Raw genomic sequence first — 15,898 nt, forward strand, 5'->3', positions numbered from 1 at the left:
TCCGGGGGCGCCCGGAGTGCGAGGCGAGGGTCTTCGCGGGGCACGAGGCCGGGGTCGCCGGGGTCGTGAGGCGGGGCACGCCTGGCGTACGAGGCCGGGATCTGCCCGGCCGCGAGCCGGGGGTCCGGTCAGAGCCGGAGGCCGGTGTCCGGTCAGGGTCCGAGGCCGGTGTCGTGCCGGGGTGCCAGGTGCGGGAAAATCCCGCGACACCCCGGCCGGGGGCCGCCTAGCGTGGTCCCATGACCCCGCACGGTGCCAGCGACGCCCCCCGCCCGAACGCAGGCGACACGATCGGCGTACGGCCGATCACCGTCCCCGATCTCCCCGACTGGCTGCGTGCCCTGAAGACGGGGTTCCTCCAGCAGCCGGCCGTCTCGGACGAGGAGCTGGAGAACCGGGCCTCCGGGGTCATCCTGTCGAGGACCCTGGGCGCGTTCGACGGCTCCCGCTGCGTGGCGACGTTCAGGTCGTTCCCGCAGGAGCTCACAGCGGTCGGCGGGGCGGCCGTCCCGGCGGACGCGATCTCCAACGTGACCGTCTCGCCCACGCACCGCCGCCGGGGTCTGCTCACCCGCATGATGAAGGCCGACCTGGCGGCGGCGAGGCAGCGCGGCGATGTCGTCGCGACGCTCATCGCCGCCGAGTACCCGATCTACGGCCGCTACGGCTTCGGCCCGGCCACCACCGCCACCGAGTGGACCGTCGACGTACCGCGCACCGGTCTCGACCCCCGCTGGGCGGGTCCGGCAGACGGCGCCCGGATCGACCTGCTGGACGCCGAGGACGTACGCAAGGCGGGCCCCGAACTGCACGAGCGGTTCCGGCGCGGCCGGCCCGGCGTGGTCGACCGCGACAACCGGTGGTGGCAGGTCAACACCGGCCTGCTGCGGTTCGGCGGCACCTGGAAGGAACCGTTCTACGCGTCGTACCGCTCGGCGTCGGGCGAGATCGAGGGCCTGGTCTCCTACACGGCGGACGACACCTGGGGCGACTCCAACCAGCCCGGCAACACGGCGGAGGTGAACTGGCTGCTCGCGGTGACGCCGGCGGCCGAGCGCGCCCTGTGGACCTACCTCTGCTCGATCGACTGGATCACCCGGGTCAGGACCGGCCGGCGCGCCCCCGACGACCTGCTGCCCCAGTTCCTGCCCGACCCGCGCGCCGCCCGCGTCACCCGCCACTCGGACTGGCTCTGGGTGCGGATCCTGGATGTCGTACGGGCCCTGGAGGCGCGCACGTACGGGACCGGGGGCACGCTCGTGCTGGACGTGGTGGACGAGAGCGGTCCCGACGGCGGCCGTTACCGGCTCCGGGCCGCTTCGGACGGCACGGCGACCTGCGTGCCGACCGCCGAGGAGGCGGACCTGTCGCTCTCCATCGCCGATCTGTCGACCCTGTGGCTCGGGGACGAGTCGGCGGTCAGGCTGGTGGAGCTCGGCCGGGTCGGGGAACGGCGGGAGGGCGCCGCCCGTCTGGCCGACGCCCTGCTGCGGACGTCCAGGCGACCGTGGTGCCCGGACGTCTTCTGAACCGTGGCTGTCTGCGGGCGGTTCTCCTTCCGTGCGGGTGCGGGTGACGCTTCCTGCGGTCGCCGCGGCGGTTGCCCCGGCTTCGACCATTGATCCGTAGCGATTCAGTTGTGGTGGTACGGGGTGGTGCGGTGGTGCTGACTGACCGGGCTCCCGGCTCCCCTCCGGAAGGGAGCGCGGTCAGCCGGACCGGCGGACGACGGGGTCCGCTCAGCCGGACTGGGCGAGCAGCATCACGAGGATCACGGCCCCGATGCCGCTGACGGTGGTGTTCCGGGCCTTGAGCCCGACGGACAGCGCGACGAACGCGATGATGCCCATCGGCCCGTACTCCCACTGGATGAGTTGCTCGAATCCGATGGCCAGGGCGGCGACGGCGAGGGCGACGAGCGGCATGACGGTCCCTCCTTCGGGACGGGGAGGCGGACCCCCGCTGAGGACCGTCCGCCCCGGCCGTCGCGTGTTCCGACGGTCCTCGGCGGCCAACCCTCCGGAAGTTTGACCATGTTGTGCAAGTTGGCTACCAACTCACTCTTACTTATCTCCGTGTTGGGACGACTCATAACCACCTATCCGGCAACTGCCAAAAGATGGCGGGAAGTTGTAGGGTTCTGGTTGTGGAGCCGGAGCATGCCGTCGTCAACGGGCGGAACAGGTCACCACGGCCGCCGAGGTCACACCGAGAGGTGGCCGACGAGCTGCGCAGCCGGATCAGGTCCGGTCAGCTGCGGGCCGGCCAGCGCATGCCGACCCAGGCCGAACTGGCCGGAGAGTTCGGCGTCGAACGCGGCGCGGTGCGCCAGGCGTTGCGCATCCTCCAGTCCGAGCACCTGCTCGCCAACGTGTCCAAGGGGAGTCCTGCGACGGTCGCGGACCATCCCGAGAGGGCGCTGACCGGGCCGCAGGCCCAGCCGCAGTCCACCATGGTGGCGCTCGCGCCGCGGATCACGGCGGCCTTCGAGGTCCCGCACGTGGAGATCGACGCGCTGTGTCTGACCGCGGTGTCGCTGACCCTCGCCATGGGCGAGCCGTTGCGCGAGATTCACGCCGGACGCATGAAACCGGCCAAGGTCGACGTCCGGGTGATGCTTCCCAGCCGGGACATCGACCTCGCCTTTCCCGCCTCGGTCGACGGCAGCTCGGACGACCGTCCACGGCTTCGCTGGCTGGCCCAGCGCAACGCCCAGATGCGGGTGCTGCGGCACAGTCTGCTGGCGCTGCGGACCACGCACGGCATCGACGTGCGGGTCTCGTTCCGCGCGCTGCCCTTCACCCCGCCCGTGAAGCTGTACCTGCTCAACGAGGCGGAGGCGCTCTTCGCGTACTACACGCTCGCGCGGCGGGGCGAGGAGATCGACCACGAGTACCTGGAGATGTACGACGCCCAGGGCACGCAGTCGATGCTGTTCCCCTTCGGCCAGGGGGTGGGACCGCGGGACACCACGTTCGTGGAACAGTCCCACCTCTGGTTCGACGCGCTCTGGGAGACGATCAGTTCGGAACTGCTGATCACGAACTGATGGCCGGACCCGCGACCAGCAGGGCCAGGACACAGGCCCCGATGGAGCTGCACGTGGGGTTCTTCGCCTTGATACCGACGGCGAGCAGCAACAGTCCGACGATGCCCGTCGGTCCGTACTGCCATCGAACGAGCTGCTCGCAGCCGACGACGAAGACGGCGGAGAGGAGGGTGATGGCGGGCATGGTGGTTCCTCCTGCATCTCTTCGGTGACCTGTTCGGGGTGATCGACGCCATGGACGGGAGAGGGGAGGCAAAACTTCCGCCATCTTGGCCAAGTTGGTAACCAACTCTGCTTAGGTTGTCCCCACTTGGTAACTATCCATAAACAACTTTCGAGTAACTCCCCAAAGATGGGGGAGAGTTATACCGTTTGGTCGTGACTCAGGAGAACGCTGTGGCGAGTGACAGCAACAAAAGGCTTTCGCCCCAGGAGATCGCCGATGTCCTGCGGGACCGCATCCGCACCGGAGAGCTGAAGGCCGGGGACCGTCTGCCCACCCAGGCGGAACTGGCGGACGAGTTCGGCGTCGAACGCGGCACGGTCCGCCTCGCCCTGCGCGAACTCCAGGAGGACGGCCTGCTCAGCAACGTCAGCAAGGGCAGCCCGCCGCGGATCGCGGAGGTCACCCGCACCAGGAACGGACCGCAGCCGACCATGGTGGGCCTCGCCCCCCGTCTCGCCGAGGCGTTCTCCGTCCCCCATGTGCGGATCGACGCGGTGTGTCTCACCTCGGAGACGCTGACGCTGGCACTGGGCGAGCCGCTCCGCCAGATCCACGACGGCAGGGTCCTGCCGGAGCGCGTCGACGTCCGGATCCTCCTGCCCAGCCGGAAGATCAACCTGGCGTTCCCCGTCTCCGTCGACGGCCACGGCGGCGACGACGACGATCCGGTCCACCGGCGCTGGCTTGAGCAGCGCAACGCCCAGGGCCATGTCCTGCGCCACAACCTCCAGTCCCTGCGCTCCTCCCACGGCATCGAGGTCCATGTCGCCTTCAGGGCGCTGCCCTTCACCCCGCCGGTGAAGATGTACCTGCTCAACGAGTCGGAGGCGCTGATGGCGTACTACACGATCATGAGGCGGGAGGAGCCGACCCAGGACGACGGAGTGCTGGACATGTACGACGCCCTCGGCTCCGCGTCCCTGCTCTTCTCCTTCGAGAAGCGGGCCGGCGGCCGGGACACCGCGTTCGTGGAAGAGTCCCAGACGTGGTTCGACGCCCTCTGGGAAACCATCACCACGGACCTGAGACTTTCCCTGTGACTTCTGATACGACGCAGACCGACGCGGTGGCGGCACAGACGGAGAACCTGCGGGACACGATCACCCGGGCGCGCTTCGTGCTCTTCGACTTCGACGGGCCGGTGTGCAGGCTGTACGCCGGACACGCCGCCGAGCGGGTGGCCAGGCATCTGGTCGAGTGGCTCGAACAGCAGGGAATGCACGGCCTGTTGACCCCGGAGGAGCGTGAACACCCCGATCCCCTCGTGGTGCTGCACGCGGTCGACCGGCGGCGCCCGCGCAGCGACCTGGTGGCCGAACTGGAGGCACGGTTCACCCAGCAGGAGCTGAAGGCCGTGGACAAGGCATGGCCCACCGAGTACGCCGACGCGGTGATACGGACCTGGAGAGCCGTCGGCGCCCGGCTGGCGATCACCACCAACAACTCACCGCGCACGGCAGCCCGTTACCTGGAGGGCCGTGACCTGGCCGAGTGCTTCGCCCCCCACATCTACGGCCGCACCCGGCATCTGCACCACCTCAAGCCCGACCCGAACTGCCTCAATCGGGCCCTTAACGCCCTCGGCGCCGATCCGTCCACAGCGCTGATGATCGGCGACACCCCCTCGGACCTGTACGCGGCCGAGCGGGCCGGCGTCCCGTTCCTCGGCTACGCGCGTAACGGGGACAAGGAGAAGGAGCTGCGGGACGCCGGGGCCGAGCAGGTGGTGGCCTCGCTGGAGACCGTCCTCAGGGTGCTGCGCGCGATGCCGGGTCAACCCTGATGGCGCGCGCTGCCCCGGGGGAGTGAACGAGGAGCCGGCCGGCGCGGAGGTCGGTGCTCTTCTGGGACTATGCCCGGGCACGAGTGGCGACGGAGTACCGTTCTCCCCTCTTCGAATGTGGCTTCAATTGACTGTGGTTACGCGAGAGAACGGTCCATGTCACCCGAATCGGCCTCCCCGGCTCGTGAGCGAGCCGTTGAGTTGAGTGGCGACGTGAGTGCGGTCGAGGGACCGCTTCACGGCTACCACCACGAGACGTATGTGTGTCCGCTGCCGGGTGGGACCGGAAAGGGCGAGCCGGTTCGCTGGAAATGCCGGGAACCGCGGCCCGGCCTGCTGTGGTTCGACCGGCGCTGTTTCGCGTCCGAGGAACAGCTGCTCCGCGCGCTGGACGGGCGGATCAGCGGCATTCCCGACCTCATCCAGGTGGGCCCCACCGGTCTCCAGCGGTTCATCGAGGGAAAGACGCTGGGCGCGCTGTACGGATCCGGCAGCGAGGTCCCGGCCCGTCTCACCGGGCAGATCGTCTCCCTCTTCGAGCAGTTGGCCCGGGTCAGGTCCGATGCCCTCACCGTGGAACGGACGTGCACCGCCGCCGACCGCTCCTGCGAAGGTGACACCGACGGATTCCTCGAACGGCTCATCCTGTTCACGCAGGATCGGGTGTACCGGCGGAACATGCCTGACTTCGAGGGCTTGTTCAGCGCCCTGGGGCTGTACGACATCTCCTTCGAGCGTCTGCGAGAGCACGCGTCGAAACTGACCGACCGCCCTTTCTGTCTCCTGCACGCCGATCTGCACCGCGAGAATTTCGTGGTCGACGAAGAAGAACGGCTCTGGACGATCGACTGGGAACTGGCGATGTTCGGGGACCCGTTGTACGACCTGGCGACCCATCTCTATCTGATGCGGTATCCGGCTGACCAGGAGGGCTGGATGGCCAAGCAGTGGTGCGAGGCCGTCGAGAGCGTCGCCCCCGGCAGTTCGGCCGGCTGGGAGGCGGACCTGCCGAAGCTGCTCGCGTACAAGAGGGCCCAGTCCGTCTTCACCGACGTCATCCGGACGGCGCTGTCGCTGAAGCAGGAGCGGACGGTCGACGAGGGTCTTCTCGCGCAGGCGGGGGACGCACTGCACAGGGTGCTGGGCGCCGCGGCGGAACCGCTGGGGATGGGCGAGGTGCCGGCCCCGGGGCGTGTCGCGGCCGCGCTCGGCGAATGGGCCGGGCTCGGCGGCCGGTCCGGGAAGCGGGGGGCGGCGGCGGAGCCGGTGGCCTGAGCCGGGTCCCGCGCGGTGCGTAGGCTCGTGGGCATGAGTGACATCGGTCTGCGTGAGCGCAAGAAGCGACGGATGTACCAGTCCGTCTCCGACATCGCCATCGGCCTCTTCCTGGAGAAGGGGTTCGACGCCGTGTCCGTCGCCGAGGTCGCGGCCGCCGCCGAGATCTCCAAGCCGACGCTCTTCCGGTACTTCCCGTCCAAGGAGGATCTGGTCCTGCACCGCTTCGCGGACCACGAGACCGAGGCCGCGCGGGTGGTCGAGGAGGGCCGGGCAGACGGACGCTCGGCCATCGACGCGCTCCGCGAGCACTTCCTGGACGGTCTGCGCCGGGAGGACCCCGTCACCGGGCTCAACGACCATCCCGGCATCCTCGCCTTCCACCGGCTGCTCTACGGGACGCCGTCGCTGGTGGCGCGGATGTACGGGTACCTGGAGCGGTCCGAGGCCGCCCTCGCCGAAGCCCTCGCGGAGCCGCTGGGGGCGGGGCTCGACGCACGGCTCGCCGCCGGACAGATCACGGCCGTGCGCCGCATCCTCGCCGAGGAGAACCTGCGGCGGATCGCGGCGGGGGAGCCGGTGACGGCCGTACGCCCGGACGCCGAGGCGGCAGCCGGGCGGGCCTTCGCGCGGCTGGCCGCCGGATTCCCGCGGCTGGCGTGACCGGGACCCGTCTCGGCCCGGCCGCCGCGAGCCCTCCCGTCAGTGCGTGACCCGGTAAAGAATGTTACTCGGTTAACTGTTCCGGTATCCTGGACGGAATGACGCCGACCGACCGCGCCCCGCAGCCCGGCCCCCAGCCCGCCCCGGACCTGCCGCTCACCCGCTCCCTCTCCCGCGGACGCGCCTTCCACGACGTCTGCCGTGCCGCCCTCGCCGCGATGGTCGACGGAGCCGAGGAACACGTCGTCACCGGCGAGGACGTCTCCGCCTCCGGGGCCGACGCCGAGGTGCTCGGGTATCAACTGCGCAGCCGGGCCAAGGAGATGCGGGAGCTGCCTCAGGGCCCCTTGTTCTTCGGCCGGCTGGACTTCCAGGACTCGGCCGCGGCGGCCGGCGACCACGCGGGGCAGAGCTATCACATCGGGCGGCTGCGGATCAGGGAACACCCGGCCGCCCCGCCCCTGGTCGTCGACTGGCGCGCCCCCGTCTCGCGCGCCTTCTACCAGGCCGGCGCCCGTGACCCCCAGGGCGTCGCCGTCCGCCGCCGCTTCGGCTGGGCCCCCGGCAGCCGCGGCGACTCCGCCGACCTCACGGGACTGGAGGACGAACCCCTCGGGGCCGAGCCGGCCGGAGCCGGAACCGTCGAGAGCGAGTCCGTCGCCCGGGCGGGCTCGATCCTCGCCGAGGAGATCGAGCGCCCCCGGGTCGGCCCCATGCGGGACATCGCCGCCACCATCCAGCCCGAACAGGACGATCTCGTACGAGCCGACCTCGCCGCCTCGGTCTGTGTGCAGGGCGCCCCGGGCACCGGCAAGACGGCCGTCGGCCTGCACCGGGCCGCCTACCTCCTCTACACCCACCCGCAGCGCGTCCGCCGCGGCGGCCTGCTGATCCTCGGCCCCAACCGGGTCTTCCTCTCGTACATCGCGGAAGTCCTTCCCGCGCTCGGCGAGACCGGGGTGCGCCAGTCGACCGTCGGGGAGGAGATCGCCTCCCGTCCGGTGACCGGCGAGGACGGCGAACGGGCCGCGGTCGTCAAGCACGACGCCCGGATGGCCCGGGTGCTGCGCCGGGCGCTGTACGGGAACATCGGCGCACCGGCCGACGGCCTCGCCGTACCGGACGGCACCTACCGCTGGCGCGTCCCCGTCGCCGTACTGCGCCGCATCGTGGACGGCGTACGCGCCGAGGAACCCCCGTACGCCGTGGGCCGGGAGCGGGTGCGGACACGGGTCGTGCGGTACGTACGGGAGCGGGCCGAGCTGCGGGCCGGACCGCAGACGAACGCCTGGGCGCAGCGGATCTCGCGGGCCCGGCCGGTCGGCGCGTACGTCGACGCGGTGTGGCCCCGGGTGCGCCCCGAGGAACTGCTCGCCCGGCTCCTCACCGACGCCGGGGCGCTGGAGCGGGCGGCCGGCGGGATCCTCGACGCCGACGAGCGAAAGGCGATCCTGTGGACGAGGCCGCCGCGTTCGTGGAAGTCGGCGCGCTGGTCGGCCGCAGATCTCGTCCTCCTCGACGAGATCGCCGGACTGATCGAACACCCCGAGGGATACGGCCACTTGGTGATCGACGAGGCGCAGGACCTCTCGCCGATGGAGTGCCGGGCCATCGCGCGGCGGGCCGCCTTCGGGTCGCTGACCGTGCTCGGGGACCTGGCGCAGGGCACGACTCCCTGGGCGGCGCGGGAGTGGGGCGAACTCCTCGCCCATCTGGGCAGACCGGATGCCGCCGTCGTACCGCTGACGGCCGGGTTCCGGGTGCCCGAGGTGATCGTCGAGCTCGCCAACCAGGTCCTTGAGCGCCTGGGCGTGGGTGTCCCGCCGGCCCGGTCGCTGCGCAGGGACGGCGAGTTGAGGATCCGGCCGGCCTCCGACCTGACGGCCGAGACCGTCGTCGCCGTCCGCGAGGCGCTCGCGCACGAGGGGTCCGTCGGTGTCATCGCCGCCGACGCGGACGTCGCGGCGCTACGGGAGGCGCTCGGCGCCGCGGGGATCGGCGCCGCCGGGGCCGACGAGCCGGGCGCCCGGGTCGCGGTGCTGCCCGCGAGTCTGGCCAAGGGCCTGGAGTACGACCATGTCGTGGCCGTGGAGCCGGCGGCGATCGCGGAGGCCGAGGAGCGGGGCCTGCACCGGCTCTACGTCGTTCTGACCCGCGCGGTGTCGCGCCTCGACGTGGTCCACTCCCGCCCCCTGCCCTGGTGAATCCGGGAGTTCACCAGGACAGCGGCCGGCCGTCACGGAAGAAGCCCCCGGTGGGGCCGTCGTCCGGAAGGGTGGCCGCCCAGACGACGCCCGCCGCCCCTCCTCGACCGGCCGCCCGCCCGCTCCGCCCATGTCGGTGGCGACCCAGCCCGGACAGACGGCGTTCACGAGGATCCCGTCGGACCGCAGTTCGGCGGCGAACATCCTGGTCAGGGCGTTGAGAGCGACCTTGGACGCCGAGTAGGCCGGGGTCCCCGCGCCCATGGCCGCGAGGGAGGCGGCCTCGCTGGAGACGTTCACGATCCGTGGATGCCGGCTCGCGCGCAGCAGCGGGAGCAGCGCCTGGGTCAGCCGCCAGGGCCCGTAGAGATTGGTCTCGGCGGCCTCCCGTACGACCTCCAGGTCGGCGGTGACGGCACGCTGCCAGGTGTCGTACGTGATGGCCGCGTTGTTGACCAGCACGTCGAGGGCGTCGATGTCCCGGGCCGCCGCCGCGATGTCGGCCTCGGAGGTGACGTCGAGGCGGAGGGGGCGCACGCCGGGCAGTCCGATCGCCCGGGCCGCGCCGGCGGCGGCCTCGGCGGACCGGGCCGTCAGATAGACGGTGTGCCCGTCGGAGGCCAGCCGGCGGACGGTCTCGCGCCCGATACCGCGGTTGGCCCCGGTGACGAGAGCGATCACGGGGTCCCTCCCCTCGCGAGGCGATGATCCTGTTCCAGCATGACTCCTGGGGAGGGGAAGCCCGCCTCCGCAGGAGCGACACACTTTTGCAAGCAGGTGCTTGCAAAAGTTAGCGAGGATGGGGCAAGGTGGAGCCATGGCATCGCTCAACGTCGGCAATCTCGGTGAATATCTGCGGGAACAGCGGCGCACCGCGCAGTTGTCCCTGCGGCAGCTCGCCGACGCCGCCGGGGTGTCCAATCCGTATCTGAGCCAGATCGAGCGCGGGCTGCGCAAGCCGAGCGCGGAGGTGCTCCAGCAGGTCGCCAAGGCGCTGCGGATCTCCGCCGAGACGCTGTACGTGCGAGCCGGCATCCTCGACGCCGAACGGGACCGCGACGAGGTGGAGACGCGTGCCGTCATCCTCGCCGATCCCACGCTGAACGAGCGGCAGAAGCAGGTGCTGCTCCAGATCTACGAGTCCTTCCGCAAGGAGAACGGATTCGAGATCGTGCCGGCGGACGAGACCGGTCACGGCGTCGAGGCGACCGGCGGCGGCGAAGGCCGCGGCACCGCCGGACCCGGGACTCAGGACGCGGAAGACGCCCAGCCTTCACCGGACACCGCCGTCCGCGGCCCCCGCACGGCCGACGGCAGCGATGCCGGTCCGCAGCAGACCGCGAGTTGACCGCTGCGCGGACCACGAAACCCTCAGCTGAAAGCGATTACGGGAGGACCATCGTCATGGCCATCACCGACGACATCCGCAAGGCCGCCACCGACCCGACCCCGCTCTACTTCCTCGCCGGCACCGCCGACCTGGCCGTCCAGCAGGCGAAGAAGGTCCCGGGCATCGTGGAGCAGATCCGCGCCGAGGCCCCGGGGCGGATCGACACCGTCAAGAACATCGACCCCAACGCCGTCCAGGAGAAGGCCACCGCGCGCGCCAAGGTGGCGCAGGAGACCCTTCAGACCAAGGTGACGGAGCTCATCAGCAGCCTCGACACCGACCTGAAGAAGCTCGGTGAGTCCGCCCAGGACCTCGCCCTGCGCGGTGTCGGCGTCGCCGCCGAGTACGCGGTCAAGGCCCGGGAGACGTACGAGAAGGTCGCCGAGCACGGCGAGCAGACCGTGCGGACCTGGCGCGGCGAGGCCGCCGAGGAGATCGAGGACTTCGCCATCGCCGTCGAGCCGAAGGCCGAGCCGGTCGAGGTCAGGGATGAGGTGAAGCCCGCGGCCGCCGCCGAGGACTCCGCCGCCAAGAAGGGCCCGGCGAAGAAGGCCTCGGTGCGCAAGCCCGTCGCCAAGAAGACGACTCCGCCCGCGAAGTAGGCGAGCGCGGGGACAGCATTCCGCCGTGCGCGGACGGGCCGGGCACTCTCAGAGTTCCCGGCCCGTTCTCCGGGTACGGTGACCGTAGAGACGACGCGAACGGGCGGTGGGCATTGTGCTGATGACGGCATTCGGCGGTCTGATGTGGCTGATCTTCACGGCCATGCTCGTGCTCGCCGTGGTGGCCCTGGTCCTGGCCGCGATCGCCCGCGAGGACGCCTACCGCGCCGCGGACAAGCAGAACAAGGTGTTCTGGCTGATCATCCTCGGGATCACCGTGGCGGTGAACCTGCTGGTGCCGATGCTCTTCCTCCAGCTCGCGGGTCTGGTCGCCACGATCGTCTTCTTCGTCGACGTCCGTCCCGCGCTGCGCCAGGTCTCCGGCGGGGGCAGGGGCCGCAGAGGCGGCAGCAGCAGCGACGGCCCGTACGGCCCGTACAACGGCGGCCGGTAACCCCCGCCTTCGAGCGCCCTCGCGCGGCGGGGTCGCCCCCACCGCGGCCACTTCGCAGCCCGGAACTCCGGCGTGAGCGAACGTGTCGGCGCGTCCGTGAACGCGGGCGTGAGCGAACCCGCTAGCGGGTCCGGTCCAGCAGCAGCACGGCCACGTCGTCCGCCAGCTCGCCGCCGTTGAGTTCGCGGGCCTCGTTCACCGCGGCGCGCAGCAGATCCTCGCCCTGGAGTCCCTGGGCGAGCTGGCGCCGGACCATGGCCACCATGCCGTCCAGCCCCAGGCGTTCCTTGCCCACGCCGGTGTGGCCCTCGATCAGGCCGTCGGTGTAGAGCATCAGGCTCCACGCGGCACCCAGTTCCACCTGCATGCGCGGCCAGCGTGCGTTCGGGAGCAGCCCGAGCGCGGGGCCGTTGTTGTCGTACGGCAGCAGTTCGGCGGGCCGGCCCGGACGCGCGATCAGCGGCGAGGGGTGACCGGCCAGACAGAGCCCGGCACGGCGCCCGTCCGGCGCGATGTCCACGGTGCACAGCGTCGCGAAGATCTCGTCGTTCTCGCGCTCGTGCTCCAGGACCTGCTGGAGCGTGGAGAGCAGTTCGTCGCCGCACAGGCCCGCGAACGTCAGGGCGCGCCAGGCGATCCGCAGCTCCACACCGAGCGCGGCCTCGTCGGGCCCGTGCCCGCAGACGTCACCGATCATCGCGTGCACCGTGCCGTCGGCCGTGCGCACGGTGTCGTAGAAGTCGCCGCCGAGCAGCGCGCGCGAGCGGCCGGGCCGGTAGCGCGCGGCGAAGCGCAGCGGGGAGCCCTCCAGCAGCGGGGTCGGCAGCAGGCCGCGCTCCAGACGGGCGTTCTCCTGGGCGCGCAGCTTGGACTCGGTGAGCCGGCGTTCGGCCTTGTCGGAACGTTTCCGCTCCACCGCGTACCGGATCGCCCGGCTCAGCAGCCTGCTGTCCAGCTCGTCGCGGAAGAGGTAGTCCTGGGCGCCGACGCGCACCGCCTCCGTGCCGCGCTCGGCGTCGCCGGAGGCGGTGAGCGCGAGGACGGCGTGGCCGGGCGCGAGCCGCAGGACGTGCTTGAGCGTCGCGAGCTCGTCCTCGCTGTCCGCCGCCCGGCCCGGCGCGGGCAGCGCGAGGTCGAGCAGGATGCAGTGGACGTCGTCGGTGAGCAGCCGCTCGGCCTCGGTGAGGTTGCGGGCGGTGCGGACCCGGACCGGCCTGCCGGCCGCGTCGAGCATCTCGGGCACGCCGAGCGAACCCGCCGGGTCGTCCTCGATGACCAGGAGGGTCAGATGGGTGGTGCCGGTGATCGTGGTCGTGGTGTGGGCTTCCGGTGTGGTGCGGGCTTCCGGTGCGGTCCCGGCGGGGCCGCCGGTGGTGTCTCCGGATGGGCCGCCGGGTGAGAACACGGCTTGAGCCTGACCACTCTCCACGGCCGGGATCGCTCTCTGCCGCGGTACGGGTGCGGGCATCGTCTGGGTTCCTTCCCTCCCCCCGAGGGCGTGGCGGGCGAAGGACCTCGACCCACCGACGGGGACCATAGCGCCCGCCGGTGCCGCAGCGGAATGGCGTACGGCGCGGCGCCGGGCAAAGGGCCACCGTCATATGCCGCATCCCGTAACGCATTTGGACAGGACGCGTTTCCCCCGGGAATGACTAAGGTCACTTCCCCGAGTGCGGGGAGCCGGGGCAACCGTGCGGTAGGTCACGTGCGGTGGGTCACGCGCGCGCCGCCACCCGTGAGGACGCCCGCCGTTCACGCCGCCGGACACGACACTCGTCTGCCCGAGGCCGTCCGCTCGGGCCCGCCCGTCCCCGGCCGGTGCGGTGCCGGTGCACGCGGCCCGACCGGGCGGGCTACGCGTCCGGCCGCACGACACCCAGGATCCGCATCGAACCCGCGCCCGTGATCGTCACCGTGCGACCCGGGCGCGGGGCGTGCACGATGGCGCCGTCCCCTATGTACATCCCGACATGGCTGGCGTCGTCGAAGTAGATGATCAGGTCGCCGGGGCGCATGTCCTTGACGTCGATGTGCTTGAGCTGCTTCCACTGCTCCTGCGAGGTGCGAGGAATCGGGTGCCCCGCGGCCGCCCAGGCCTGCGAGGTGAGTCCCGAGCAGTCGTACGTCTTCGGGCCCTCGGCGCCCCATTCGTACGGCTTGCCGATCTGGTCGGTCGCGTACTTCACGGCCTTCTTGCCCTGCTCGGACGCGTCGCTCCGGATGTCCGCGAGGACGCCGGAGCTCAGCCAGACCGTCTGCGCCTGACGGGCGGCCTCCTCCTCCAGTTCGGCGAGCCGCTCCTTCTCCTTCTTCTCCAGCCGGGATTCCAGCTTCTCGGCGTCGGAGATCCGCTGCTTGATCTTCTTCTTGGCCTCGGCCCTGGCCTCGCGGTCGGCCTCCAGCCGGCGCCACTGGTCGGAGGCGTCCTTCGCGTACTGCCGCAAGTCCTGCTGGGTGCGCGCCATCTCGTCCAGCAGCCCCTTGGTGGCGTGCTCGCCCTGGCGCACCACGCCCGCGCCGTCCAGGAACTCCTGCGGGTCGTCGCTCAGCCACAGCCGTGCCTCGGGCGGCAGCCCGCCGCCGCGGTACTGAGCGCGGGCCGCGGCGCCCGCGCGGTCCTTCAGCGCGTCCAGCTTCGCCTGGCCCTTGACGATCTGCTGGGCCAGTCCGACGATCTCGGCGGACTGCTTCTGGGCCTTCTCCTCGGCCGCGTTGTACGCGTCCGTGGCCACCGCCGCGTCGTGATAGAGCTTGTCGAGCTTCTTGCGGACCGCTTCAAGGTCCTTGGTGCTCACGGGAGTCGGGACGGCCACCGGGGTTGCGGTCGGCGCCGGCTTGGGTTCCGGAGTCGCGTAGGCCGTCCCCGGTGACGCCAGCACCACGCAGGCGCACGCGCAGGCCAGCGCCATGGCCGCCGTGGTCAGGCACCGCTTGCCGGATCCCATTGTCCCGCCCCCTAGCTGATTTACCGTCAGTAACTTACGGACGCCTGGGGATCGTGCCATGTCGGCGCGCAATGCGACAGAGCCGGGCAAGAACTCCCTTCCCCTCGCATGCGAGGCAGGCGGGAACTCCCTTCCCCGGAGCCCGTTTCGGCACGACGATCTCATCCCCCGGCTGGTGTGACGTGCGACGCACCGAGATCGTTCCCCGTCGGTCACGCACTCGACGTCTCCCGGACGCCGTCGCGACCCGCCGGAGCCGTTCGCCCCCTCAGGTGCGGGGCGCCAACGCCTCCCAGCGCACCGTCACTTCGCCCTGGCGCCAGCGCGTGATCCCGTCCACGACCGGCCAGTCGGCCGTCAGGTCGCGGACCGTGCGTATCCAGCGCTGTCTCGCGCCGTACGCGGCGTACGGAGCGGCGGCGGCCCAGGCGCGGTCGAAGTCGCGCAGGAAGGAGTGCACGGGCTCACCCGGCACATTGCGGTGGATGAGGGCCTTGGGAAGCCGTTCGGCCAGGTCGGACGGGCGGTCGAGGGACCCGAGCCGGGTGGCGAAGGTGACCGTGCGCGGGCCTTCCGGGCCGAGGGCGACCCACACGTGCCGACGGCCGATCTCGTCGCAGGTGCCCTCGACGAGCAGACCGCCCCGGGAGCCGGGGCCCGCCGGAGCGAGCCGTGCGCGGAGCCGCCGCCAGACCTCGGCGACCTGGTCCTCGTCGTACTGGCGCAGTACGTTCGCCGCCCGGATCAGCTGCGGCCGGCCCGGCACCGGGACCTCGAAGCCGCCGTGCCGGAAGGTGAGGCCCTCGCGTTCGTACGGGCGGGCGGCGGCGACCCGCGCGGGTTCGATCTCGATGCCGAACACCTGGGTGCGGGGCGCGGCCGTGCGCAGACGGGTCAGCAGTTCGACCGCGGTCCACGGCGCGGCGCCGTAGCCGAGATCGACCGCCACCGGTTCCGGGGCCCGGCGCAGTTCGGCGCCGTGCACCGCCGCGATCCAGCGGTCCATGCGGCGCAGGCGGTTGGGGTTCGTCGTCCCGCGCGTCACCGTGCCCACGACGGGGGTCCCACCGCTCGACCGGGGCCGGGAGTGGGGGAGGGACGCTGCGCGGGCTGTCATGCGTACGAGAGTAGGCGGCCCCGGCACGGGCCGGGTGACCCTGTGGACAACTGGCGCCCGCCGTCGCCGCGCCTGTGGACAGCGGTCGCCCATGCCCACCGGCTGTGGACAGTCGGTGCCCATCCCCACCGGCCGTGGGCAGCCGGTGCCCACCCCCACCGGCTGTGGACGACGCGCGCCCGCCGTCGCC

The 15,898-nt window shown here is 71.6% G+C and carries 15 protein-coding genes and 1 pseudogene; 10 read left to right on the forward strand and 6 right to left on the reverse strand.

Annotated elements, in window-relative coordinates; translation table 11 throughout:
- Positions 1 to 239 precede the first annotated feature (239 nt).
- Positions 240 to 1,529, forward strand: coding sequence for a GNAT family N-acetyltransferase (locus tag ACZ4AA_RS11220; protein ID WP_467599127.1), 1,290 nt, complete (start codon positions 240 to 242; stop codon positions 1,527 to 1,529).
- A gap of 210 nt (positions 1,530 to 1,739) precedes the next feature.
- On the opposite strand, the gene ACZ4AA_RS11225 is transcribed toward ACZ4AA_RS11220, so the two are convergent.
- Positions 1,740 to 1,925: a hypothetical protein gene (locus tag ACZ4AA_RS11225; RefSeq protein WP_037622368.1), complete on the reverse strand. Its 186-nt coding sequence runs from the start codon at positions 1,923 to 1,925 to the stop codon at positions 1,740 to 1,742.
- A 215-nt stretch (positions 1,926 to 2,140) separates the two neighbouring features.
- On the opposite strand from ACZ4AA_RS11225, the gene ACZ4AA_RS11230 reads away from it, so the two are divergent.
- Positions 2,141 to 3,049 carry a FadR/GntR family transcriptional regulator gene (locus ACZ4AA_RS11230; RefSeq protein ID WP_467600298.1) on the forward strand — a complete coding sequence of 303 codons (909 nt, stop codon included), beginning with the start codon at positions 2,141 to 2,143 and terminating at the stop codon, positions 3,047 to 3,049.
- Here ACZ4AA_RS11230 and ACZ4AA_RS11235 read toward each other — a convergent pair.
- Positions 3,039 to 3,233: a hypothetical protein gene (locus tag ACZ4AA_RS11235; RefSeq protein ID WP_339130199.1), complete on the reverse strand. Its 195-nt coding sequence runs from the start codon at positions 3,231 to 3,233 to the stop codon at positions 3,039 to 3,041. The two genes, ACZ4AA_RS11230 and ACZ4AA_RS11235, sit on opposite strands and share 11 nt — an antisense overlap.
- Positions 3,234 to 3,421: 188 nt before the next feature.
- Here ACZ4AA_RS11235 and ACZ4AA_RS11240 point away from each other — a divergent pair, with 188 nt between their 5' ends.
- From ACZ4AA_RS11240 to ACZ4AA_RS11260, 5 genes are all read left to right on the forward strand, one after another.
- Positions 3,422 to 4,315 carry a winged helix-turn-helix domain-containing protein gene (locus ACZ4AA_RS11240; RefSeq protein WP_467599130.1) on the forward strand — a complete coding sequence of 298 codons (894 nt, stop codon included), beginning with the start codon at positions 3,422 to 3,424 and terminating at the stop codon, positions 4,313 to 4,315.
- On the forward strand, positions 4,312 to 5,058 hold the full coding sequence (locus ACZ4AA_RS11245) for an HAD family hydrolase (protein WP_467599133.1): 747 nt from the start codon (positions 4,312 to 4,314) through the stop codon (positions 5,056 to 5,058). The genes ACZ4AA_RS11240 and ACZ4AA_RS11245 overlap by 4 nt, the downstream gene beginning before the upstream one ends.
- Before the next feature lie 213 nt (positions 5,059 to 5,271).
- Positions 5,272 to 6,333 carry a phosphotransferase gene (locus ACZ4AA_RS11250; RefSeq protein ID WP_467599136.1) on the forward strand — a complete coding sequence of 354 codons (1,062 nt, stop codon included), beginning with the start codon at positions 5,272 to 5,274 and terminating at the stop codon, positions 6,331 to 6,333.
- 33 nt (positions 6,334 to 6,366) lie between these two features.
- Positions 6,367 to 6,996 carry a TetR family transcriptional regulator gene (locus ACZ4AA_RS11255; protein ID WP_467599139.1) on the forward strand — a complete coding sequence of 210 codons (630 nt, stop codon included), beginning with the start codon at positions 6,367 to 6,369 and terminating at the stop codon, positions 6,994 to 6,996.
- 98 nt (positions 6,997 to 7,094) lie between these two features.
- The gene (locus ACZ4AA_RS11260; protein ID WP_467599141.1) at positions 7,095 to 9,200 is read left to right on the forward strand and encodes a HelD family protein; all 2,106 of its coding nucleotides are present in this window, start codon (positions 7,095 to 7,097) and stop codon (positions 9,198 to 9,200) included.
- 10 nt (positions 9,201 to 9,210) lie between these two features.
- Here the strand turns inward: ACZ4AA_RS11260 and ACZ4AA_RS11265 are convergent.
- A pseudogene (locus tag ACZ4AA_RS11265) lies at positions 9,211 to 9,881 on the reverse strand (SDR family NAD(P)-dependent oxidoreductase).
- A gap of 136 nt (positions 9,882 to 10,017) precedes the next feature.
- Between ACZ4AA_RS11265 and ACZ4AA_RS11270 the strand changes: the two are divergent.
- The 3 genes from ACZ4AA_RS11270 (at position 10,018) to ACZ4AA_RS11280 (ending at position 11,646) form a co-directional block, all read left to right on the forward strand.
- Positions 10,018 to 10,548 carry a helix-turn-helix domain-containing protein gene (locus ACZ4AA_RS11270; RefSeq protein ID WP_467599144.1) on the forward strand — a complete coding sequence of 177 codons (531 nt, stop codon included), beginning with the start codon at positions 10,018 to 10,020 and terminating at the stop codon, positions 10,546 to 10,548.
- Between the two features lie 56 nt (positions 10,549 to 10,604).
- Positions 10,605 to 11,192, forward strand: a complete 588-nt coding sequence (locus ACZ4AA_RS11275; protein WP_467599147.1) for a hypothetical protein — start codon at positions 10,605 to 10,607, stop codon at positions 11,190 to 11,192.
- A 115-nt stretch (positions 11,193 to 11,307) separates the two neighbouring features.
- On the forward strand, positions 11,308 to 11,646 hold the full coding sequence (locus tag ACZ4AA_RS11280) for a DUF2516 family protein (RefSeq protein WP_339130183.1): 339 nt from the start codon (positions 11,308 to 11,310) through the stop codon (positions 11,644 to 11,646).
- 121 nt (positions 11,647 to 11,767) lie between these two features.
- Here ACZ4AA_RS11280 and ACZ4AA_RS11285 read toward each other — a convergent pair whose 3' ends face one another.
- The 3 genes from ACZ4AA_RS11285 to ACZ4AA_RS11295 form a co-directional block, all read right to left on the reverse strand.
- Positions 11,768 to 13,114, reverse strand: a complete 1,347-nt coding sequence (locus ACZ4AA_RS11285) for a PP2C family protein-serine/threonine phosphatase (RefSeq protein ID WP_467599150.1) — start codon at positions 13,112 to 13,114, stop codon at positions 11,768 to 11,770.
- 385 nt (positions 13,115 to 13,499) lie between these two features.
- Entirely contained in the window at positions 13,500 to 14,591 is a 1,092-nt protein-coding gene (locus ACZ4AA_RS11290) for a C40 family peptidase (protein WP_467599153.1), read from the reverse strand.
- A 268-nt stretch (positions 14,592 to 14,859) separates the two neighbouring features.
- The gene (locus ACZ4AA_RS11295; RefSeq protein ID WP_467599156.1) at positions 14,860 to 15,708 is read right to left on the reverse strand and encodes a class I SAM-dependent methyltransferase; all 849 of its coding nucleotides are present in this window, start codon (positions 15,706 to 15,708) and stop codon (positions 14,860 to 14,862) included.
- Positions 15,709 to 15,898: the final 190 nt, after the last annotated feature.

This window comes from Streptomyces sp. NPDC024698, from assembly GCF_055559015.1.

Excerpts from the sequence above, each read along its gene's own strand:
- ACZ4AA_RS11220 (WP_467599127.1), top strand. The coding sequence starts at position 240 with ATGACCCCGCACGGTGCCAGCGACGCCCCCCGCCCGAACGCAGGCGAC.
- ACZ4AA_RS11225 (WP_037622368.1), bottom strand. The coding sequence starts at position 1,925 with ATGCCGCTCGTCGCCCTCGCCGTCGCCGCCCTGGCCATCGGATTCGAG.
- ACZ4AA_RS11235 (WP_339130199.1), bottom strand. The coding sequence starts at position 3,233 with ATGCCCGCCATCACCCTCCTCTCCGCCGTCTTCGTCGTCGGCTGCGAG.
- ACZ4AA_RS11255 (WP_467599139.1), top strand. The coding sequence starts at position 6,367 with ATGAGTGACATCGGTCTGCGTGAGCGCAAGAAGCGACGGATGTACCAG.
- ACZ4AA_RS11260 (WP_467599141.1), top strand. The coding sequence starts at position 7,095 with ATGACGCCGACCGACCGCGCCCCGCAGCCCGGCCCCCAGCCCGCCCCG.
- ACZ4AA_RS11270 (WP_467599144.1), top strand. The coding sequence starts at position 10,018 with ATGGCATCGCTCAACGTCGGCAATCTCGGTGAATATCTGCGGGAACAG.
- ACZ4AA_RS11275 (WP_467599147.1), top strand. The coding sequence starts at position 10,605 with ATGGCCATCACCGACGACATCCGCAAGGCCGCCACCGACCCGACCCCG.
- ACZ4AA_RS11285 (WP_467599150.1), bottom strand. The coding sequence starts at position 13,114 with ATGCCCGCACCCGTACCGCGGCAGAGAGCGATCCCGGCCGTGGAGAGT.
- ACZ4AA_RS11290 (WP_467599153.1), bottom strand. The coding sequence starts at position 14,591 with ATGGGATCCGGCAAGCGGTGCCTGACCACGGCGGCCATGGCGCTGGCC.
- ACZ4AA_RS11295 (WP_467599156.1), bottom strand. The coding sequence starts at position 15,708 with ATGACAGCCCGCGCAGCGTCCCTCCCCCACTCCCGGCCCCGGTCGAGC.